The organism is Streptomyces sp. NPDC054796 (assembly GCF_053611545.1).
This window is the reverse complement of record NZ_JBSHAO010000033.1, coordinates 27,507-44,339: the sequence shown is the minus strand read 5'-3', so window position 1 is coordinate 44,339 and position 16,833 is coordinate 27,507. Positions and strand designations below refer to the sequence as shown.

18 protein-coding genes are annotated in these 16,833 nt (G+C 72.3%); 9 read left to right on the top strand and 9 right to left on the bottom strand.

All coding sequences use genetic code 11. From position 1 onward, the window contains the following. Positions 1-6 precede the first annotated feature (6 nt). Positions 7-1,443 carry an ABC transporter substrate-binding protein gene (locus ACWGJ2_RS25295; RefSeq protein WP_453348503.1) on the bottom strand — a complete coding sequence of 479 codons (1,437 nt, stop codon included), beginning with the start codon at positions 1,441-1,443 and terminating at the stop codon, positions 7-9. Positions 1,444-1,569: 126 nt separating this feature from the next. Here ACWGJ2_RS25295 and ACWGJ2_RS25290 point away from each other — a divergent pair, with 126 nt between their 5' ends. From ACWGJ2_RS25290 to ACWGJ2_RS25275, 4 genes are all read left to right on the top strand, one after another. After that, positions 1,570-2,616 (top strand): zinc-dependent alcohol dehydrogenase, encoded by a 1,047-nt coding sequence (locus ACWGJ2_RS25290; protein ID WP_453348502.1) that lies wholly within the window; start codon positions 1,570-1,572, stop codon positions 2,614-2,616. A gap of 110 nt (positions 2,617-2,726) precedes the next feature. Further along, positions 2,727-3,527: a sugar phosphate isomerase/epimerase family protein gene (locus tag ACWGJ2_RS25285; RefSeq protein WP_453348501.1), complete on the top strand. Its 801-nt coding sequence runs from the start codon at positions 2,727-2,729 to the stop codon at positions 3,525-3,527. Next, a complete protein-coding gene (locus ACWGJ2_RS25280) occupies positions 3,524-5,041 on the top strand; it encodes an MGH1-like glycoside hydrolase domain-containing protein (protein WP_453348500.1) in 1,518 nt (505 codons plus the stop codon). Before ACWGJ2_RS25285 ends, ACWGJ2_RS25280 begins: the two co-directional genes overlap by 4 nt. After that, positions 5,038-7,017: an amylo-alpha-1,6-glucosidase gene (locus ACWGJ2_RS25275; protein ID WP_453348499.1), complete on the top strand. Its 1,980-nt coding sequence runs from the start codon at positions 5,038-5,040 to the stop codon at positions 7,015-7,017. Before ACWGJ2_RS25280 ends, ACWGJ2_RS25275 begins: the two co-directional genes overlap by 4 nt. A gap of 111 nt (positions 7,018-7,128) precedes the next feature. On the opposite strand, the gene ACWGJ2_RS25270 is transcribed toward ACWGJ2_RS25275, so the two are convergent. The 3 genes from ACWGJ2_RS25270 to dusB form a co-directional block, all read right to left on the bottom strand. Next, positions 7,129-7,779, bottom strand: a complete 651-nt coding sequence (locus tag ACWGJ2_RS25270) for an SUKH-4 family immunity protein (RefSeq protein ID WP_453348498.1) — start codon at positions 7,777-7,779, stop codon at positions 7,129-7,131. An 82-nt stretch (positions 7,780-7,861) separates the two neighbouring features. After that, positions 7,862-8,944, bottom strand: a complete 1,083-nt coding sequence (locus ACWGJ2_RS25265) for a zinc-dependent alcohol dehydrogenase family protein (protein WP_453348497.1) — start codon at positions 8,942-8,944, stop codon at positions 7,862-7,864. Positions 8,945-9,064: 120 nt separating this feature from the next. Beyond that, the gene (gene dusB, locus ACWGJ2_RS25260) at positions 9,065-10,207 is read right to left on the bottom strand and encodes a tRNA dihydrouridine synthase DusB (RefSeq protein WP_453348496.1); all 1,143 of its coding nucleotides are present in this window, start codon (positions 10,205-10,207) and stop codon (positions 9,065-9,067) included. Positions 10,208-10,373: 166 nt separating this feature from the next. Between dusB and ACWGJ2_RS25255 the strand changes: the two genes are divergently transcribed. Together ACWGJ2_RS25255 and ACWGJ2_RS25250 are read left to right on the top strand one after the other, a co-directional pair. Next, entirely contained in the window at positions 10,374-11,378 is a 1,005-nt protein-coding gene (locus ACWGJ2_RS25255) for an aldo/keto reductase (RefSeq protein ID WP_453348554.1), read from the top strand. Positions 11,379-11,430: 52 nt separating this feature from the next. Further along, entirely contained in the window at positions 11,431-12,021 is a 591-nt protein-coding gene (locus ACWGJ2_RS25250; protein WP_453348495.1) for a TetR family transcriptional regulator, read from the top strand. Between the two features lie 90 nt (positions 12,022-12,111). Here the strand turns inward: ACWGJ2_RS25250 and ACWGJ2_RS25245 are convergent, their stop codons facing one another. Both ACWGJ2_RS25245 and ACWGJ2_RS25240 read right to left on the bottom strand, forming a co-directional pair. Beyond that, complete coding sequence (locus ACWGJ2_RS25245) at positions 12,112-12,417, bottom strand: hypothetical protein (protein ID WP_453348494.1); 306 nt, start codon at positions 12,415-12,417, stop codon at positions 12,112-12,114. Between the two features lie 7 nt (positions 12,418-12,424). Next, a complete protein-coding gene (locus ACWGJ2_RS25240) occupies positions 12,425-12,838 on the bottom strand; it encodes an ATP-binding protein (RefSeq protein ID WP_453348493.1) in 414 nt (137 codons plus the stop codon). 213 nt (positions 12,839-13,051) lie between these two features. On the opposite strand from ACWGJ2_RS25240, the gene ACWGJ2_RS25235 reads away from it, so the two are divergent. From ACWGJ2_RS25235 to ACWGJ2_RS25225, 3 genes are read left to right on the top strand one after another with little or no spacing between them, the layout of a single operon-like run. After that, on the top strand, positions 13,052-13,927 hold the full coding sequence (locus ACWGJ2_RS25235; protein WP_453348492.1) for a helix-turn-helix domain-containing protein: 876 nt from the start codon (positions 13,052-13,054) through the stop codon (positions 13,925-13,927). Beyond that, positions 13,924-14,133 carry a DUF397 domain-containing protein gene (locus ACWGJ2_RS25230; RefSeq protein ID WP_453348491.1) on the top strand — a complete coding sequence of 70 codons (210 nt, stop codon included), beginning with the start codon at positions 13,924-13,926 and terminating at the stop codon, positions 14,131-14,133. Before ACWGJ2_RS25235 ends, ACWGJ2_RS25230 begins: the two co-directional genes overlap by 4 nt. A 52-nt stretch (positions 14,134-14,185) precedes the next feature. Next, on the top strand, positions 14,186-14,392 hold the full coding sequence (locus tag ACWGJ2_RS25225) for a DUF397 domain-containing protein (RefSeq protein WP_453348490.1): 207 nt from the start codon (positions 14,186-14,188) through the stop codon (positions 14,390-14,392). Here the strand turns inward: ACWGJ2_RS25225 and ACWGJ2_RS25220 are convergent. The 3 genes from ACWGJ2_RS25220 to ACWGJ2_RS25210 all read right to left on the bottom strand — a co-directional run bounded on the left by ACWGJ2_RS25220 (position 14,367) and on the right by ACWGJ2_RS25210 (position 16,694). Next, on the bottom strand, positions 14,367-15,263 hold the full coding sequence (locus ACWGJ2_RS25220; RefSeq protein WP_453348489.1) for a sigma-70 family RNA polymerase sigma factor: 897 nt from the start codon (positions 15,261-15,263) through the stop codon (positions 14,367-14,369). The two genes, ACWGJ2_RS25225 and ACWGJ2_RS25220, sit on opposite strands and share 26 nt — an antisense overlap. After that, positions 15,260-15,652: a VOC family protein gene (locus tag ACWGJ2_RS25215; RefSeq protein ID WP_453348488.1), complete on the bottom strand. Its 393-nt coding sequence runs from the start codon at positions 15,650-15,652 to the stop codon at positions 15,260-15,262. Before ACWGJ2_RS25215 ends, ACWGJ2_RS25220 begins: the two co-directional genes overlap by 4 nt. 160 nt (positions 15,653-15,812) lie before the next feature. Beyond that, on the bottom strand, positions 15,813-16,694 hold the full coding sequence (locus ACWGJ2_RS25210; RefSeq protein WP_453348487.1) for an SCO6745 family protein: 882 nt from the start codon (positions 16,692-16,694) through the stop codon (positions 15,813-15,815). Between the last annotated feature and the right edge of the window lie 139 nt (positions 16,695-16,833).

Genomic DNA, 16,833 nt, shown 5'->3' with positions numbered 1-16,833 from the left:
GGGCGGTCACTGGAGGGACTCCCTGAGTGCGGCGACTTCCTCGTCGGCGTTGCGGGCCGCCTCGTCGGGCGGTGTGCCGCCGCTGGTCATCTCGCCGAGCGCCTTGGGCACGGGCAGTTCGCCGTTGGTGGCCCCGACGAGGGCGCCCTCGCCCTGCGCGATGCCCCAGCGGCGCATGTGGCTCACGCCGTCGGTGAGCTGGTCGAGCAGGGCTGCCGGGTAGATGGCGTCGAGCCTCTTGCGCTCCTTCGCCTCGACGCCGAGCCTGCTGTGCCGCCAGGCGCGGGTGTACTTCTGCGGGTCCTCCGCCGTCCCCTCGCGGACGGGGATCTTGCCCTCGGGGGCCATGCCGAACCAGTCCTCGTACCCGGCGTTCATCATGTACGTGACGAAGTCGCGGGACGCGTCCCGTTCCGCCGTCCTGGTCACCGCCCACGAGGTGACCTCCCCGTACTGCGCGGGACGGTCGCCGTCGGGGCCCTTGAGGGCGGTGACGATGCCGCTGTTGTCGGAGAGGAACGAGCGGTCGCTCTTGCACTCGGGGCAGCTCGGGGTCGCGTCGGCGCGCTGCCCCGACAGTTCGTCCAGGAGGAACGAGGACCACACGAGCATCGGTGAGCGACCCGCGAAGTAGGTGGCGCGCGTCGAGTCGAGCGTCTGGGTGCCGGGGGCTCCGTGGTCGCGGGCGAGTGTGCGGTAGGCGGCGAAGGAGCGGCGGCAGGCCGGGGAGTCCAGGGTGACCTCGCCCTTGCCGTCGACCAGTTGGCAGTCGTTGGCGAGGGCGAGGCTCTCGAAGCTCTGCTGGGTGAAGACGTCGCCGGGGTCGCTGGCCACGGAGATGCCGTCCATGCGGCCGCGGTCCAGCTTCGCTGCGGCCTTGAGCAGCGCGCCGTAGCTGTCGGGCCGGGCCAGGCCCGCCTTCTTGAGCAGGTCGGCGCGGTAGACGAGGAGTTGGAGCCAGGCGTCCGAGGGGACGGCGAGCGGGGTGCCGTCGTCGGAGGCGAGGCGCAGGGCGTTGGCGTTGAAGGTGCCGGGGCCCAGGTCCTCGACGATGTCCGAGGCGAGGCGGGTGTCGAGCAGCCCGTTCGCGTACATCTGCCAGGTCTGGCCCAGCGGGAGCGCGGCGATGACGTCGGGGAGGTTGCCCGCCGCGGCGGCCGACATGATGAGCTGCGGGAGCTGTCCCTCGTCCACGCCGACGAGTTCGACGTCGATTCCGCTCCGCTTCTCGAACCGCCCGACGATCTCCCGGGTGGCGGCCATCCGCGCCGGCAGGTTCTCCTGCGTCCACACCGTGATCTTCTTGTCCGGCGCGGCGCGCTCGCCTGCCGCCTGCCCGGCCGAGCAGCCCGCCAGCAGGGCGGCGGTGAGCGCCGCCGCGAGTCCTGCCGCGACAGTTCTCGACCGCCGGGCCCGTCGGGACCGTCGGGACCACATCCGCATGCCACGTCCTCACACGACTTCCGTTTATTTGGCATGCATCTCAGCACCACTTTTGCCTGTTAACAAGACGTAACCCTGATGTATCTTCGACGGAACTACTGGAGCCATCGCCTTTCGGAGTCCTTTGTGGAGCGAGTTGTCCAGTTCGTCGGCCCCCGCGATGTCGAGGTCGCCGAGCACGAGCGCGAGCCGCTGCCGACCGGCCATCTGCGGGTCCGCACCCGCTACTCGGGCATATCGGCGGGCACGGAACTGACCGCGTACCGCGGCACGAACCCCTACCTCACCCGCACCTGGGACGCGGAGGCCCGCCTCTTCCGGGACGGCGCCGCCGGGATCTCCTATCCCGTCGCGGGCTGGGGCTACTCCGAGGTCGGCGAAGTCACCGAGGTCTCCCCCGAGTTGACGGACACGCCGGACATGCCCGCCGTCGGCGACCTGGTGTGGGGCATCTGGGGCCACCGCAGCGAGGGCATCGTGCCCGCGGCACGCATGGCCGGGCACACACTGCCCGCCGGACTGGAGCCGCTGGCGGGCGCGTTCGCGCGCGTCGGCGCCATCGCGTACAACGCGGTGCTCGGCGCCGGGCTCCATCTCGGCGAGGACGTGGCCGTGTTCGGGCAGGGCGTCATCGGCCTGCTCGCCACCCGCCTCGCCCAGTTGAGCGGAGCGCGCGTCACCGCCGTCGACGCGCTCGGCGTCCGCCTGGAGACCGCCCGGCAGTACGGCGCGGAGCGCGTGCTCAACGCCCGCACGGATGCGGTCGCCGAGCGCATCAGGGAGGCGACGGGCGGCCTGGGCGCCGACGCCGCCATCGAGATCAGCGGCGCGTACCCGGCGCTGCACGAGGCGCTGCGCTCCGTCGCCGTCGACGGGCGGGTCGTCGCCTCCGGCTTCTACCAGGGCGACGGCGCGGGGCTGCGCCTCGGCGACGAGTTCCACCACAACCGCGTCCAGTTGATCTGCTCCCAGATCGGCGGGGTGCCGCCGCAGCTTGCCGGGCGCTGGAGCGTGGAACGGCTCCAGCGGACCTTCCTGCGGCTGGTGGCCGAGGGGAAGGTGGAGGTGAAGTCGCTGGTCAGCCATGTCGTGCCGGTGGACGAGGCGGCCGACGCGTACCGCCTGCTGGACGAGCGTCCGCAGGAAGCGCTCCAGGTCGTGCTGGAGTTCTGAGACGAGCCGGAGTGCTGAGACGAGCCCAGCGCCCCTCCCGGCCCCCGTCCCGTATACCCACCCCGTCCCTTACCGCTCATCGCCGCCGCACCGCGTGGAAAGGCCCCAGCATGTTCAAGACCGCCTGCCAGGAGCAGCTCCTGCCCGGGGAGACGCTCCAGGAGAAGTGGGAGTTCGCGCGCGGCGCGGGCTACGACGCGATAGAGCTGCGCGGAAAGGGCGACTTCCACTTCCGCGAGCGGCTGCCCGAGCTGCGCAAGGCGGCGGCGGACGGTGTCGTCATGCCGACGGTGTGCGTGGACATGCTCCACTTCATCGGCGCCTTCGACGAGGAGCTGCGCCGCGACGCCGTCGCACAGATGAAGTCGCAGCTCTCGGTCATCGCCGAACTCGGCGGCGTGGGCGCCCAGACGCCCGCCTCGTACGGCATGTTCTCGCGCCGCCTGCCCCCCTTCACGCCGCCCCGTGACGAGGAGGCCGACCGCGAGGTGCTGCTCGCCGGGCTCACCGAACTCGGCGAGCACGCGCGCGCCGAGGGCGTCACCCTCTTCCTGGAGCCGCTGAACCGCTACGAGGACCACATGGTCAACCGGCTGGAGCACGCGGCGGGGCTGATCGAGGCCGTCGGCCTGGACTCGGTCCGCATCGGCATCGACAGCTACCACATGAACATCGAGGAGGCGGACCCTCCGGGCGCGATCGTCGCGGCTGCCCCCTACATCGGGCACGCGCAGGTCAGCGACTCCAACCGGTTCCAGCCCGGCGCCGGGCACCTGGACTGGGCGGCGTGGCTCGGCGCGCTGGAGGCGGCGGGCTACGAGGGGCATCTCGCCGTCGAGTGCCGTCTGACCGGCGACCCCGAGCAGGCCGTACGCTCCATTCCCCCCTTCCTCGCGCGGGCGGCCGGATGACACCGCCGTCGCCATCGCCCTCGTTCTCGGGCCCCGCGCTCCTGGCGGCGCCGCCACGTGCGGCACGCTCCGGCTCCGCCGCCCTTCGCGGGCTGCGCCGCGAGGCGAGCCGGGTGCTGCTGCGCAACTGGACGGGCGCGGCCACCGTCCCCTCCCGCGGCCTCTACCCGCACCAGTGGAGCTGGGACTCGGCGTTCATCGCGATCGGGCTGCGCCATCTGTCGCCGCTGCGCGCACAGCGCGAACTGGAGACGCTGCTGAGCGCGCAGTGGGGCGACGGACGTATCCCGCACATCGTCTTCAACCCCTCCGTGCCGCTCGGCGCCTACTTCCCGAGCCCCGACTTCTGGCGCTCCTCCACTGCCGGGGCCGACGCGGGGGCGCCGAGCGGAGTGGAGACCTCCGGCATCGTCCAGCCGCCCGTGCACGCGCTCGCGGCGTGGCTGGTCCACCAGTCCGACCCCGCGCTCTCGCGCCGACGCGGCTTCCTGGCCCGCGTGTATCCGCGGCTGGCCGCCTGGCACCGCTACCTCACCGAGCACCGTGACCTCGGCGGGCACGGCCTGGCCGCGATCGTCCACCCCTGGGAGCCGGGGATGGACAACAGCCCGTGCTGGGACGCGCCGCTGGAGCGCGTCGAGCCCGCCGCGCCCGGCTCCTTCCGCCGCGCCGACCTCGACCACGGCGCGGCGGACGACCGTCCGACGGACCTCGACTACGGGCGCTACGTCCGCCTCGCCGCCGACTACCGGGACGGGGGGTACCGGGACGGGGGCGGGAGCGGAACCAGGGGCGAGGGCCGCGCGCACGCCTTCGCCGTCGAGGACCCCGGCGTCAACGCGCTGCTGATCGCCTCCGAGCACGCCCTCACCGGCATCGCCACCTCCCTCGGCGCCAACCCGGGCCCGCACCGGCAGCGGGCACGGAGGCTGACGAAGGCGCTGGTGGAGCGGCTGTGGGAGCCGGACGCCGGCCAGTTCCTGTGCCGCGACCTCGTCGGGGACGCCGGGAACGCCGGGAACGCAGCCGGGGGACGGCTGATCCCCGAGCGGAGTGCGGCCGGGCTGCTGCCCCTCCTCGCCCCTGGCCTCCCCCGCGAGGTGACCTCGGCCCTGCTGCGCACGGTGCGCGGCGACCACTTCGGCCTGGGCACCCGGGTACGGCTGCTGCCCAGCTACGACCTGCGCGGCCACGCCTTCGACCCGTACCGCTACTGGCGCGGGCCCGCCTGGTTCAACGTCAACTGGCTGCTGGAGCGCGGGCTGCGCCGGCACGGCGAGACCGCGAGCGCCGACGCGCTGCGCGCCTCCGCGCTGTCGGCCGCCGCCTCCTCGGGCTTCGCCGAGTACCTCGACCCGTACACGGGGCGGGCGCGCGGCACCCGCGACTTCGGCTGGACGGCCGCGCTCGCGCTCGACCTGCTGGCGGCGTCGGAACACACGCCCGCGCCCGCCCCCGCATCCGCACCCGCACCCGACCGCGCATCCATGTCCGAGAAGGGACAGAAGCGATGAACGCCACGGACCAACGCCTGCTCGTCCACGACGGCACCTTCGCCCTGCTCGGCCCGGGAGGTGACATCACGGGCGCGCGGGGCGCCGCGCCCGACGGGCTGTTCCTGCGCGACGCCCGCCATCTGAGCCGCTGGCAGCTCACGCTCGACGGCGGCGCGCCCACCGTCCTCGTCCCGGCGGGCACGGGCGCCGTAGCCGCCTCCGTACTGACGCCGCACGGCACCCGCGAGGAGCCGCCCGCCTACACGGTCTTCCGCGAACAGGCCGTCACGGCGGGCGCGTTGGTCGAGCGCATCCGGCTCACCAGCAACCTCGGCGAGCCCGTCACGGCACGGCTGGCGATCACCGCGGACGCTGACTTCGCCGACCAGTTCGAGCTGCGCTCCGACCACCGCTGGTACGAGAAGCCGCACGCAGTACGCACCCGTCAAGCGCACCCGGACGGCGTCGAGTTCGGCTACCGGCGCGGCGAGTGGCACTCGCGCACGACCGTCGCCGCCGACCCCGGACCCGAGGCGGTCGAGCTGACGGGCGGTCCGGCGCGGCAACTGTGCTGGCAACTGGAACTCGCCCCGCACGGCACGGCCGAGCTGAGGCTGCGCGTGACGGCGCTGCCGCACGGTGCCCCTGAGCCGGCGGCGTCCGACGACGGGGGCGACCCGGCCGCCGTCGCGGCGCGGCTGTCCGCCGACGTCGCCGACTTCGCGGGCACGGGCGGCACGGGGGACGGCACAGACGCGGGCGGCACGGTCACCGGATGGACCGATCTGGACCGGGCCTGCGAACAGGGCCTCGTCGATCTCGCCGGGCTGCGGGTCACCGCGTACGGCCCGGACGGTGAGGCACTGCGCGTGCCCGGCGCCGGAGTGCCGTGGTTCCTCACGCTCTTCGGCCGCGACTCGCTCCTCACCTCCCTCTTCGCCCTCCCCTACCGCCCCGCGCTGGCCGAGGCCACCCTGCTCGCGCTCTCGGCCGTCCAGGCGGAGGCCGAGGATCCCGCGCGGCTCGCCCAGCCCGGCAAGATCGTGCACGAGGTGCGCCACGGCGAGCTGGCCTTCTTCGAACAGGTCCCCTACGGGCGCTACTACGGCTCCGTCGACGTCACCCCGCTCTATCTCGTCCTGCTCAGCGCCTACGCGCGGGAGCCCGGCGAGACGGGCGAGTCGGGCAGGGCCCTGGCCCGGCGCCTGGAGGGGCAGGCGCGCGCCGCCGTGGAGTGGATGTTCGCGTACGGCGGGCTCGACGAGCACGGCTACCTCGCCTACCAGGCGCACGAGGGCGGTCTCGCCAACCAGAACTGGAAGGACTCCCCCGGCGCCGTCTGCGCCGCCGACGGGCGCCGCCCCGAGGGCGCGGTCATGGTGGCCGAGGTGCAGGGGTACGCCTACGACGCGCTGCGCCGCACCGCCTCGCTGGCCCGCGAGGTGTGGGACGACGCGGCGTACGCGGACCGCCTGGACCGCGCGGCCGGGGCACTGCGGGAGCGGTTCGCCGCCGACTTCTGGCTGGCGGAGCGGCACTTCCCGGCACTCGCCCTCGACGGCACTGGCCGCCGCGCGGACGCGCTGGCCTCGGACGCGGGGCACCTGCTGTGGTCGGGCATCCTCGACCAGGAGACGGGCGAGACCGTGGGCAGGCGGCTGCTGGAACCGGACTTCTTCTCGGGCTGGGGCATCCGCACCCTGGCGGCGGGCCAGGTGCCGTACCACCCGCTCTCGTACCACCGGGGCAGCATCTGGCCGCACGACAACGCGCTGATCACCCTCGGCCTCGCCCGCTACGGCCTCCACAAGGAGGCCCGTACCGTCGCGCACGGCCTCGTCGAGGCGGCGTCCCGGCACGGCTACCGGCTCCCCGAGGTCCTCGCGGGCTACGGCCGCGACGACCACCCCGACCCGGTCCCCTACCCCCACGCCTGCTCCCCCCAGGCATGGGCAGCCGCCACACCCCTGGCCCTACGGACGGCGCTGGGGTGAGGGGGCGCGAAGGGTGAGGGGGCGGCGCCGGTTCCGGTGGCGGGGCCGGTGCGCCGGACGCCGCACGGGGTGTCTGACGGAGCGCCCGGCTCCCCGGAGGGCGGCGGGCGGTCACCCGTAGAGCGAGCGGGCTCCCGGGCTGTTGCCCTGGAAGCGCTGACCTGCGGCGATCTCCTCGCCGACCGCCCACCAGACGGTCTCGTCGTCCTGGAAGGGCAGCGGGTCGATGCCGCTCACCTCCTGGCGAATACGCGCGACCTCGCCGTCCAGACGCTCGAAGCCGGTCTCCTCGTCACCGCCGTCACCGTCACCGCTGAAGGTGAACTCCTCCAGCAGGCGCTGGAAGCGGAGGGTGACCTGGACGAGGGAGGAGACGTCCGTGTGAAGTGCCCGCACGGTCTCCTCGTCGGCATCGAAGGCGTACACCTTGCCGGAACCGGGGTCGAGGGCGAGGTGGGCGTTGAGCAGCCAGGCGATGACGGGCCATTCACCCGCGTCCCGCGCGACGTCCTCAGCGTCCTCGGCGTCCCCGAAATCCGCGAAGTCCTCGACGTCGACGACGTCCTGGACGAGGGGCAGCAGGCCGTCGTCCTCGTCGGGCTCACGCAGCCACAGTGTCCCGGTGGGGACGCCGACGGTCCGCAGGAGGCGGGCGCCCTCCGTGTCCGCGACGGCGGGCGGGAAGGCGGTGGCGGGCAGGGTCGTGAGCCGGTCCTCGCCGAAGATCTCGGCGAGTCCGCCGCGGGTGACGTCGAAAAGCACTGCCGTGACTCCGAACTCGAACGAACTCGCTGGACGCACCAGTCGGCCCTGTGCGGTGTGCCGCCATCAGAAGCGGCGGCGGCTAAGCCCCGTCCGCCTCTGCGTCGCCGGCCACGTCACCGCCCACGTCGATGACCGTCACACCGGGCACCCCTGGCACGGGCGCGTCCATCGCCGTCAGCGCCTCCGGGCCGTCGGACAGCCCGATCCGGCGCCGGATGAGGAGGTCGGGACGCAGCGTGCCCGCCTCGGTCATGGCGAGCATCGCCGGGTACTCGTGCGCCTGGACGCCGTGGCTGCCCAGCAGTTCCAGCTCGTAGGCGACCACCCGGTCCATGGGGACCGCCGCCGCGCCCCGCTCGGGCGGCATCAGCCCGACCTGCACATGACGGCCGCGCCTGCGCAGGCTCCGTACGGACGCCTCGCACGTCTGCGGGTGCCCGAGGCAGTCGAGGGAGAGCGCGGCGCCCCCGCCCGTGAGCTCGGTGACGGCGGCCCCCGCGTCCGGTACGGCGGACGCGTCCACCGTCGCCGTCGCGCCGAGTTCCCGCGCGAAGGCGAGCACCTCGGCCGAGATGTCGACGGCGACGACCCGGCACCCGCTCGCGACCGCGATCATCACGGCCGACAGCCCGGCCCCGCCGCACCCGTGCACCGCCACCCACTCACCGGCGCTCGCCCTGCCCTGGCGCAGCACGGCGCGGAACGCGGTGCCGAAGCGGCAGCCGAGCGACGCCGCCGTGGCCGCGTCGAGGGAGTCGGGGAGGGGGACGAGGTTGCCGTCGGCGTGCTCGATGGTCACGTACTCGGCGAAGGAGCCCCAGTGCGTGAACCCCGGCTGGGTCTGCCGCTCGCACACCTGCTGGTTGCCCGTCGCGCACTCGGCGCACGTGCCGCAGCCGCACACGAACGGCACCGTCACCCGGCGCCCCACCCACGGCCGCCGCACCTCGGCGCCCACGGACACCACCGTCCCGGCGAACTCGTGCCCGCCGACGTGCGGGAGCCCCACCCCTGAGTCGTGGCCGCGCCACGCGTGCCAGTCGCTGCGGCACAGCCCCGTCGCCGCGACCTCGATCACGGCACCGGTCGGGGAGGGGGTGGGGTCGGGCACGGTGCGGAGTTCGGGGAGCTGCCCGAACTCCTCGTAGAGAATCGCCTTCACGGGCGGAAGTATCGCAGCGCGGGCCGGGCGGACGTCGGTCCGGGCTGGTCAGCGGCGCGACGGTGCGTCGCTACGCCATGAGCCGTCAGCCGTCAGCCGTCAGCTGTAACCCGTGCGCCGTCAGCCGCCCGACGTGTCCAGTTCCGCGTCCTCGCCGACGCCACCGGCGCAGTCGTTCGGGTCGTCCAGCCAGCCGTCGGGGAGGACGACGCGGTTGCGCCCGCTCGTACGGCCGCGCGGCCCGTCGGCGCCCGCCGAGGGCCACGGCTGGTCGAGGTCCAGCTCGTCCAGCAGCGACCGCAGCTCCTCCAGCGACGACGCCACCGCCAGCCGCTTGCGCATCTCGGAGCCGACGGAGAAGCCCTTGGTGTACCAGGCGACGTGCTTACGGAAGTCGATCACGCCGCGCGGCTCGTCGTTCAGCCACTCTCCGAGCAGCCGCGCGTGCCGCACCATCACGTCAGCGACCTCGCGGAACGCGGGGCGCGCGTACGCCTCCGGGCCCTTGCCCTCGAAGGCCGCCACCAGGTCGCCGAACAGCCAGGGACGCCCGAGGCAGCCGCGCCCCACGACCACTCCGTCGCAGCCGGTCTCGCGGACCATGCGCAGGGCGTCGTCGGCGGACCAGATGTCGCCGTTGCCCAGCACGGGGATCTCCGGGACGGCCTCCTTGAGGCGGGCGATGGCGTCCCAGTCGGCGGTGCCCCCGTAGTGCTGGGCCGCCGTGCGGCCGTGCAGGGCGATGGACGTCACGCCCTCGTCGACGGCGATGCGGCCCGCGTCGAGATACGTCAGGTGGTCGTCGTCGATCCCCTTGCGCATCTTCATCGTCACGGGCAGCCCGCCCGCGTTGCCGACGGCCTCGTGGAGGATCGCGCGCAGCAGCGGTCGCTTGTACGGGAGCGCGGAGCCGCCGCCCTTGCGGGTCACCTTGGGGACGGGGCAGCCGAAGTTGAGGTCGATGTGGTCGGCCAGATCCTCGTCCGCGATCATGCGGGCCGCCTTGCCGACGGTGACCGGATCCACACCGTAGAGCTGGATGGAACGGGGGCGCTCGGTCTCGTCGAAGCGGATGAGCTGCATGGTCTTCTCGTTGCGCTCGACGAGAGCCCGCGTGGTGATCATCTCGCTGACGAACAGCCCCTTGCCGCCCGAGAACTCCCTGCACAGCGTCCTGAACGGCGCGTTCGTGATCCCCGCCATCGGCGCCAGCACGACCGGCGGCTGGACGCTGTGGGGACCGATCTGGAGCTGCGGCGTCATGACGGGCTTTCTCCCAGGCGTACGGGCATGGACAGACCTCCCATTGTCCCTCATGGGGCGGAGTGCGGGGGAACGGGGAGCGGGGCGTGGGTAACAGGTAACAGATGACGGATAACAGATATTGAAATCTGTCATCTGTTATGCCACCTTGGTCACCATGCAGACCATGCGAACCCGCACCCTCGGCACCCACGGCCCCTCCGTCTCCGCGCTCGGCCTCGGCTGCATGAGCATGTCCGCGCTGTACGGCGAGGCGGACAGGGCCGAGTCGCTCGCCACCATCCACGCCGCGCTCGAAGCGGGCGTCACCCTCCTCGACACCGGCGACTTCTACGGGATGGGCCACAACGAGCTGCTGATCAACGAGGCCCTGCGCACCGCCCCGGCGGCCCGTCGCGAACAGGCTCTGACCAGCGTGAAGTTCGGCGCGCTGCGCACCGTGGAGGGCGGCTTCACCGGCTACGACGGTCGCCCGGCAGCGGTCAAGAACTTCGCGGCCTACTCCCTCCAGCGCCTCGGCACCGACCACATCGACATCTACCGCATCGCCCGTCTCGATCCGGACGTGCCCATCGAGGAGACCGTCGGCGCCATCGCCGAGCTGGTCAAGGCGGGGCACGTACGTCACATCGGCCTCTCCGAGGTCGGCGCGGAGACCATCCGCCGGGCGGCGGCCGTCGCACCGATCAGCGACCTCCAGATCGAGTATTCGCTGATCTCGCGCGGCATCGAGGCGGAGATCCTGCCCGTCTGCCGCGAGCTGGGCATCGGCGTGACGGCGTACGGGGTGCTCTCGCGCGGCCTCATCAGCGGCCACTGGTCCCCGGACCGCAAGCTCGCCGCCAATGACTTCCGCGGCATGAGCCCCCGCTTCACCGGCGACAACCTCCAGCACAACCTGGACCTCGTCGAGACGCTGCGCGGCATCGCGGCGGCCAAGGACCTCACCGTCGCGCAGACCGCCATCGCCTGGGTGCTCTCCCGTGGCGAGGACATCGTTCCGCTGATCGGCGCGCGAAGCCGTGAGCGGCTGGCGGAGTCGTTGTCGGCGGCGGAGGTTACGCTCGACGACGTCGATCTCGCCGCCATCGAGCGCGCCGTCCCCGTGGACGCCGCGGCGGGTGACCGCTATCCGGCCAACCAGATGGCGCACCTGGACAGCGAGAAATAACCGCGTGCGGGCTCGCGAGCGCCCTGCCCGCAAACGAGAGCCGAGGTAGCCGATGGCGACGGAATCACTGACCCCCGAACGCATCCTCGCGGCCACGGAAGAGGTCCTTCGCCGGTACGGCGCGGCGAAGGCCACCGTCGTGGACGTGGCGCGCGAGCTGGGAGTCACGCACGGCAGCGTCTACCGCCACTTCCGCACCAAGTCGGCGCTCCGTGAGGCGGTCACGGAGCGCTGGCTGTCCCGTACGAGCGAGGAACTCGCGTCGCTCACCTCCGGGCCAGGGCAGGCGGACAAGCGCCTGGACCGCTGGCTGACAGGCCTGTTCGAGGCGAAGCGGCGCAAGGCGGGCGACGAGCCGGAGCTGTTCGCCACGTACATGGCCCTGGTCAAGGAGCACAGCGGCGCCGTGGAGCGTCACATCAACGAGCTGGTCGATCAGATCGCCCGGATCATCGACGAGGGGCGCTTGAAGGGCGCCTTCTCCTCGAAGCTGATCGGCACCGGGTCGGAGGTGGCCCGCGCCGTGTTCGACGCGACGGCCCGCTTCCACGATCCGGCCCACGCGGCGGAGTGGTCCCGGCCCGGTATCGAAGACGAGTTCGCGGCGGTCCGCACGATGATTTTGCGGGGCCTGAGCGCCTGACGGTTCCGGGTCGTCCGACGGGGTTGCGTGCCCCGAAGCGCCGGAGCCCGAGGCGTGGGGGTCCGAGGCTCCGGGCACGACACCGGGAAGTCACGGGCCGCCTGCCCTGGCGTGCAGGAACAGCACCCTGCGCACGCTCCATGCGAACCGGACGGCCCCGGCGTCGCCCGTCGCCTCGAAGACGCGGGGCGCGCCATCTGCGCGCAGCCAGCGGTGCGCGCGTTCGGCGTCCGCCGCGTCGAGTCGGGGCAGCAGGGTGCGCACGTCGGTACGCATCCACATCGCGGCGTGCCCGGCGCTGGTGGCCCGGCACGCGTCCCGGTACGCACGCCGTCCGTCCTCGTGGACGACGCGTGCCTCGCACCACCACCCCGGCCGGAGCAGGAGATCACGCACCCGCCCCTCACGCCTCATCGTCCGCACCGCCCCTCACGGACAGGTGCGCCCACACGGTCTTCCCGGCCCCGGCACGTGGCCGCACCCCCCACCGCTCCGCGAGCGCGTCCACGAGCAGCAGCCCGCGCCCGCCGGTGTCCTCCGGCCCCGGTTTCCGCAGCTCCGGCATCTCCCACGTGCAGGAGTCGGTCACCTCAAGTATCAGCACGCCATCCCTGCGCCGGACGGTCAACTCGAAGTAGTCCGCGATGCCTCGTGCGTGGAGCACGGCGTTGGTGGCCAGCTCGCTGGTGACGAGGACGGCCGGTTCGACGAGCTGCCCGAGCCGCCACTCGACGAGTAACGCCTCGACGTGACGACGCGCCTCGGCGACGGCCGCTTTGCGGACACGGAAACGGGTGATGTGCGTGCGCCCGGACATACGTCCTCCCGGTGGGGGCGGTGGGCAGGCAGAACCTTGATCACCCTTCGCGCCGACGGCGGCACCCTGAGTGACGCAACTCACGCTAGAGGCAAGCGCTAAGATCTGGCAAGTGAACTTAGTGGCAAGTTTGCCAACTTCTGAGCGTGACGAACCCCTGCCGCACAGTGCGTCGAGGTATGCACACTTGAGAGCAGCGACAAAAGGAGAGGCATGCCCGCTGACCGCAAACCGACCATGCGCGGGAGACGACTCGGCGCTGCGCTCAAGCGGTACCGCCTGGCCGCCCGCCTCGACCAAGAGCACGCGGCCGAAGCACTGGCCTGTTCCACCGCGAAGGTCAGCCGCATCGAAACCGGAGTCAGCACCGCCAAGGTCGCGGAAGTCCGGTACCTGCTTGATCTGTACGAGGTGAATGACCAGCACACACGAGAGCAACTTGAGCGCCTGGCCAGGAACGCGACAAAGCGCGGCTGGTGGCCCGACCACCCGGTGCCCGTCCCCGACAAACTCCACGACTATCTCGCACTGGAAGCGGATGCCACTTACTTGCGCACGTGGCAAACGACCCTCATCCCAGGACTCTTGCAGACAGCGGAGTACACCGAGGCACTCGCTTCAGCAAACTCCACCCGGAGCAACACCGAGCACGTCGAACACCTCGTCGCCATCCGGCAGGAGCGGCGCAAGCAGTTCCTGAAGTCCGGGGCCCGCCTCGCGGCCGTGATCTGGGAACCCGCGCTCATCTCCCGTATGCCATCGCCCAAGACACACCGAGCGCAGCTTCTGGACCTGCTCTGGTTCCACCAGCAGCCCATGATCACCTTGCAGGTTCTCCCGCTCAACGACTGGGCAGCCGCGACAAGTTCTCCACCCTTCGTCATGCTCTCGTTCGATGACGAATGGGCACCGTCGGCAGTCGTTCAGGACACGCACGAGGAGAGCATGGTCCTGGAGGACGAGCACCTGACGACGCCGTACGCGCACACTTTCGACGCCTTGCGCTCTGCGGCTCTCACGCCGGAGCAGAGCCGAACCTTCATCCAACGCCTCATCACCGACATCCCCGAGGAAGACGAAGTCCCATGAACGGCAAGACCGTCATCACTCCCTTTCGGAAGTCCTCCCACTCCGGCGGGGGTTCCGCCAACGAATGCGTCGAGATAGCCATCACCGCCGACGGCGGACGCGCCGCCCGCGACAGCAAGAACCCCGCCCACGGCACCACGCACCACTCCCCCACCGCATGGGCGGCGTTCCTCACCTCCCTCAAGGACGGCACGCTCGACCTCTGAGCGATGTCGCCACGAAGACCATCACCCACATCGCCAGGGAGCATTCGCAGCCATGAACCACAAAGCATTGGCCACGCCCTTCCGCAAGTCCTCCTATTCGGGAGGCGCCGAGAACGAGTGCGTCGAAATAGCCGTCACCGCAGACGGCGGACGCGCCGTCCGCGACAGCAAGGACCCCGTCCACGGCACCGCACACCACTCCCCCACCGCGTGGGCAGCGTTCCTCACCTCGCTCAAGGACGGCACACTCGGGTACTGACCGAAGCGAGTTTGGCCGGGTCGATAATGATGTGGATGCCAGCGATCCGGCCCTCGGTGACGGTGAAGACGACGATGGAGAGCGGGGTCCCGTCGGGGCGCCAGGACATGTGGCCGGGGATGCCGTTGACCAGCACGGGGCGTTGGTGGGCGGCCTCGCCGGAGAACATGCGGGCGCCGGCGGCGACCTTGGTGGCGCCGAGGGTGACGACCATGCCGTCGGGGGTGTCGACGGTCAGCTTCACGTTCGGGTCGAGGACACGCAGCAGCGCTTCGAAGTCGCCGCTGAGCGCGGCGGCGCTGAACGCCTGGACGGCCTCCCGGTGTTCGCGGCCGGGGCCCGCCGGGCGGTCCGTGGCGCGGACCTTCCGGCGGGCGCGGCTGGCGAGCATCTTGGTGGCGTCGGCGGACTTGCCCAGGATGTGGCCGATTTCGCGGAACGGGACCGCGAACATGTCGTGCAGGACGAACGCCAGGCGCTCGCTCGGGGTGAGCGAGTCGAGCACGACGAGCAGGGCGAGGCCGACCGAATCGGCCAGCGCTGCCTGCTCGTCCGGCGGGGGCCCTTCGTCGGGCGTCGTCACCACGAGGTGCGCGAACTCCTGCTGCTCCTGCCCGTAAACAGCTTCGGGGCGGGCCTGGCGGGATCTCAGGAGGTCCAGGCTGATCCGGCCGACGACGGTCGTCAGCCAGCCCGCCAGGTTGCCGATGGCCGCCTCGTCCTGCCGGACGAGCCGCATCCAGGCTTCCTGGACGACGTCCTCGGCGTCGGCGTGCGAGCCCAGCACGCGGTAGGCGACGGCGCGCAGCCGGTCGCGCTGGGCCTCGAACGCCTCGGCCACGAGGCCGGACGAGGACGGGTGGGCGGTCACGGCTTCCGCTGCTGACGGAGCGAGACCCGGTTGCCGTCCGGGTCCACCGCCTCGGCGCGGACCCCGAACGGATAGTCCTGGGGTTCGGGCTCCACGAAGGTGACACCGCGCCGGCGCATGGCCTCGAAGTCCTTCCGCAGGTCGTCGGATTCGAGGATCAGCGGTCCGGGCGCGGCGTGCTGGTCCGCGTCGACGGGCTGTCCTGCGGTCGCCGCGTGCGGCCACAGGATGATCTGCACAGGGCTGTCGGGAACGCCGACGGTGAGGAAGCGCCCGTCGGGCCCCGGGAAGTCGAGCCGCTTCTCCAGGCCGAGCCCGTCGGTGTAGAACCTCAGCGCGCGCTCCTGGTCGGTGACGTAGACCGTCACGTACATGATGTTGCTCAGCATCCTGCTCTCCGTTCGTCCGTTCACTCGTGGGTGCGACGACCGCTCGTATTCGGCTCGTACGCGGCCGTCGCACTCATGACGAACGCCGACGGGAGAAGGTAACAACGGCACGCTTCCTGGCCCGGCGACCCCCAGGAACGGGCGCTGTGCCGTGCCGCGTTCAGCGCAGCATGTCGTACGTCCCGGCCGCGTCGAACGCGTCCTTGATCGGCTTGACGAGCGCGGCGAGGCGGCGCGCGCCCGCTTCGCCGACCCCCTCCCACAGCGCCGCGCAGTGCTCGTCGGTCTCCGTCTCGATGCGCTCGCGCGCCGCCGTGCCCGCGTCGGTCATGGTGCCGTCGGCGTCGAGCCAGCCGCGTGCGACGAGGCGGGCTGTCGCCGCCGCCCACTCCTCGTCGTCCCACTGGCGGGTGGCACGCGCGAGCTTCACCGGGAATCGGCCCGTCGCGGTCTGGAGGACGGTGCAGTCGCACGGGCCGAGGCCGTTGTGCGCGAGGACGACGAGGTGCGCGTCGCCGCGCCACTCGCGCAGCACCGTGATCTGCTGCCACAGCGCGACGAGCGGGTCCGCCGGAAGCGGGACCGCCGCGTTCGCGGCGGCCAGTGTCTTGCCCGCGTAGTCGGCACCGGCGACGACGGGGTCGATCAGCGACCGCGCCTCCGCTACCTGATCAGCCGTCAGCTCGGGGCCGACGCGCCGGAACGCGCGCCCGGCGGACGCGAAGCGCGCGGTCTGCCACCGCTCCGGCGACGCGGCGTCCCACACGCCCTCCATGGGCCGCACCGCGCGCGGGCTGAAGTTGTAGAAGGTCGCGAGCGCGACCTGCCACGGAACCGCGCCCATCGCGGCCGACCTGTACGCGAAGTACGCGGGTCCGCGCTCGGTCACACCGAACTCCGCGGCCTCCTCCGCGGCTTCGGGGACGAAGTAGATGAACTGGTGGGCCGCGCTCAGTGCGGAGCTGACCTCGCGAACGGCGTTCAGGTCCGTCCGTCGGCCGTCCGGGTGGGCGGTGTGGCCGGAGGGGGTGGTGGTGGACATCGCGGTTCTTTCCTCCTGGGAGGTTGAGCCGTGGCCCCCCCGGGGGGGGGGGGGGCCGCCGCCGCCGGGGGGGCCCGCGAGGCCACCCGCACGCGGCCGGGGGGTCGGGGGTCGCGGGGAGGGCGGCCCCCGCCCGGGG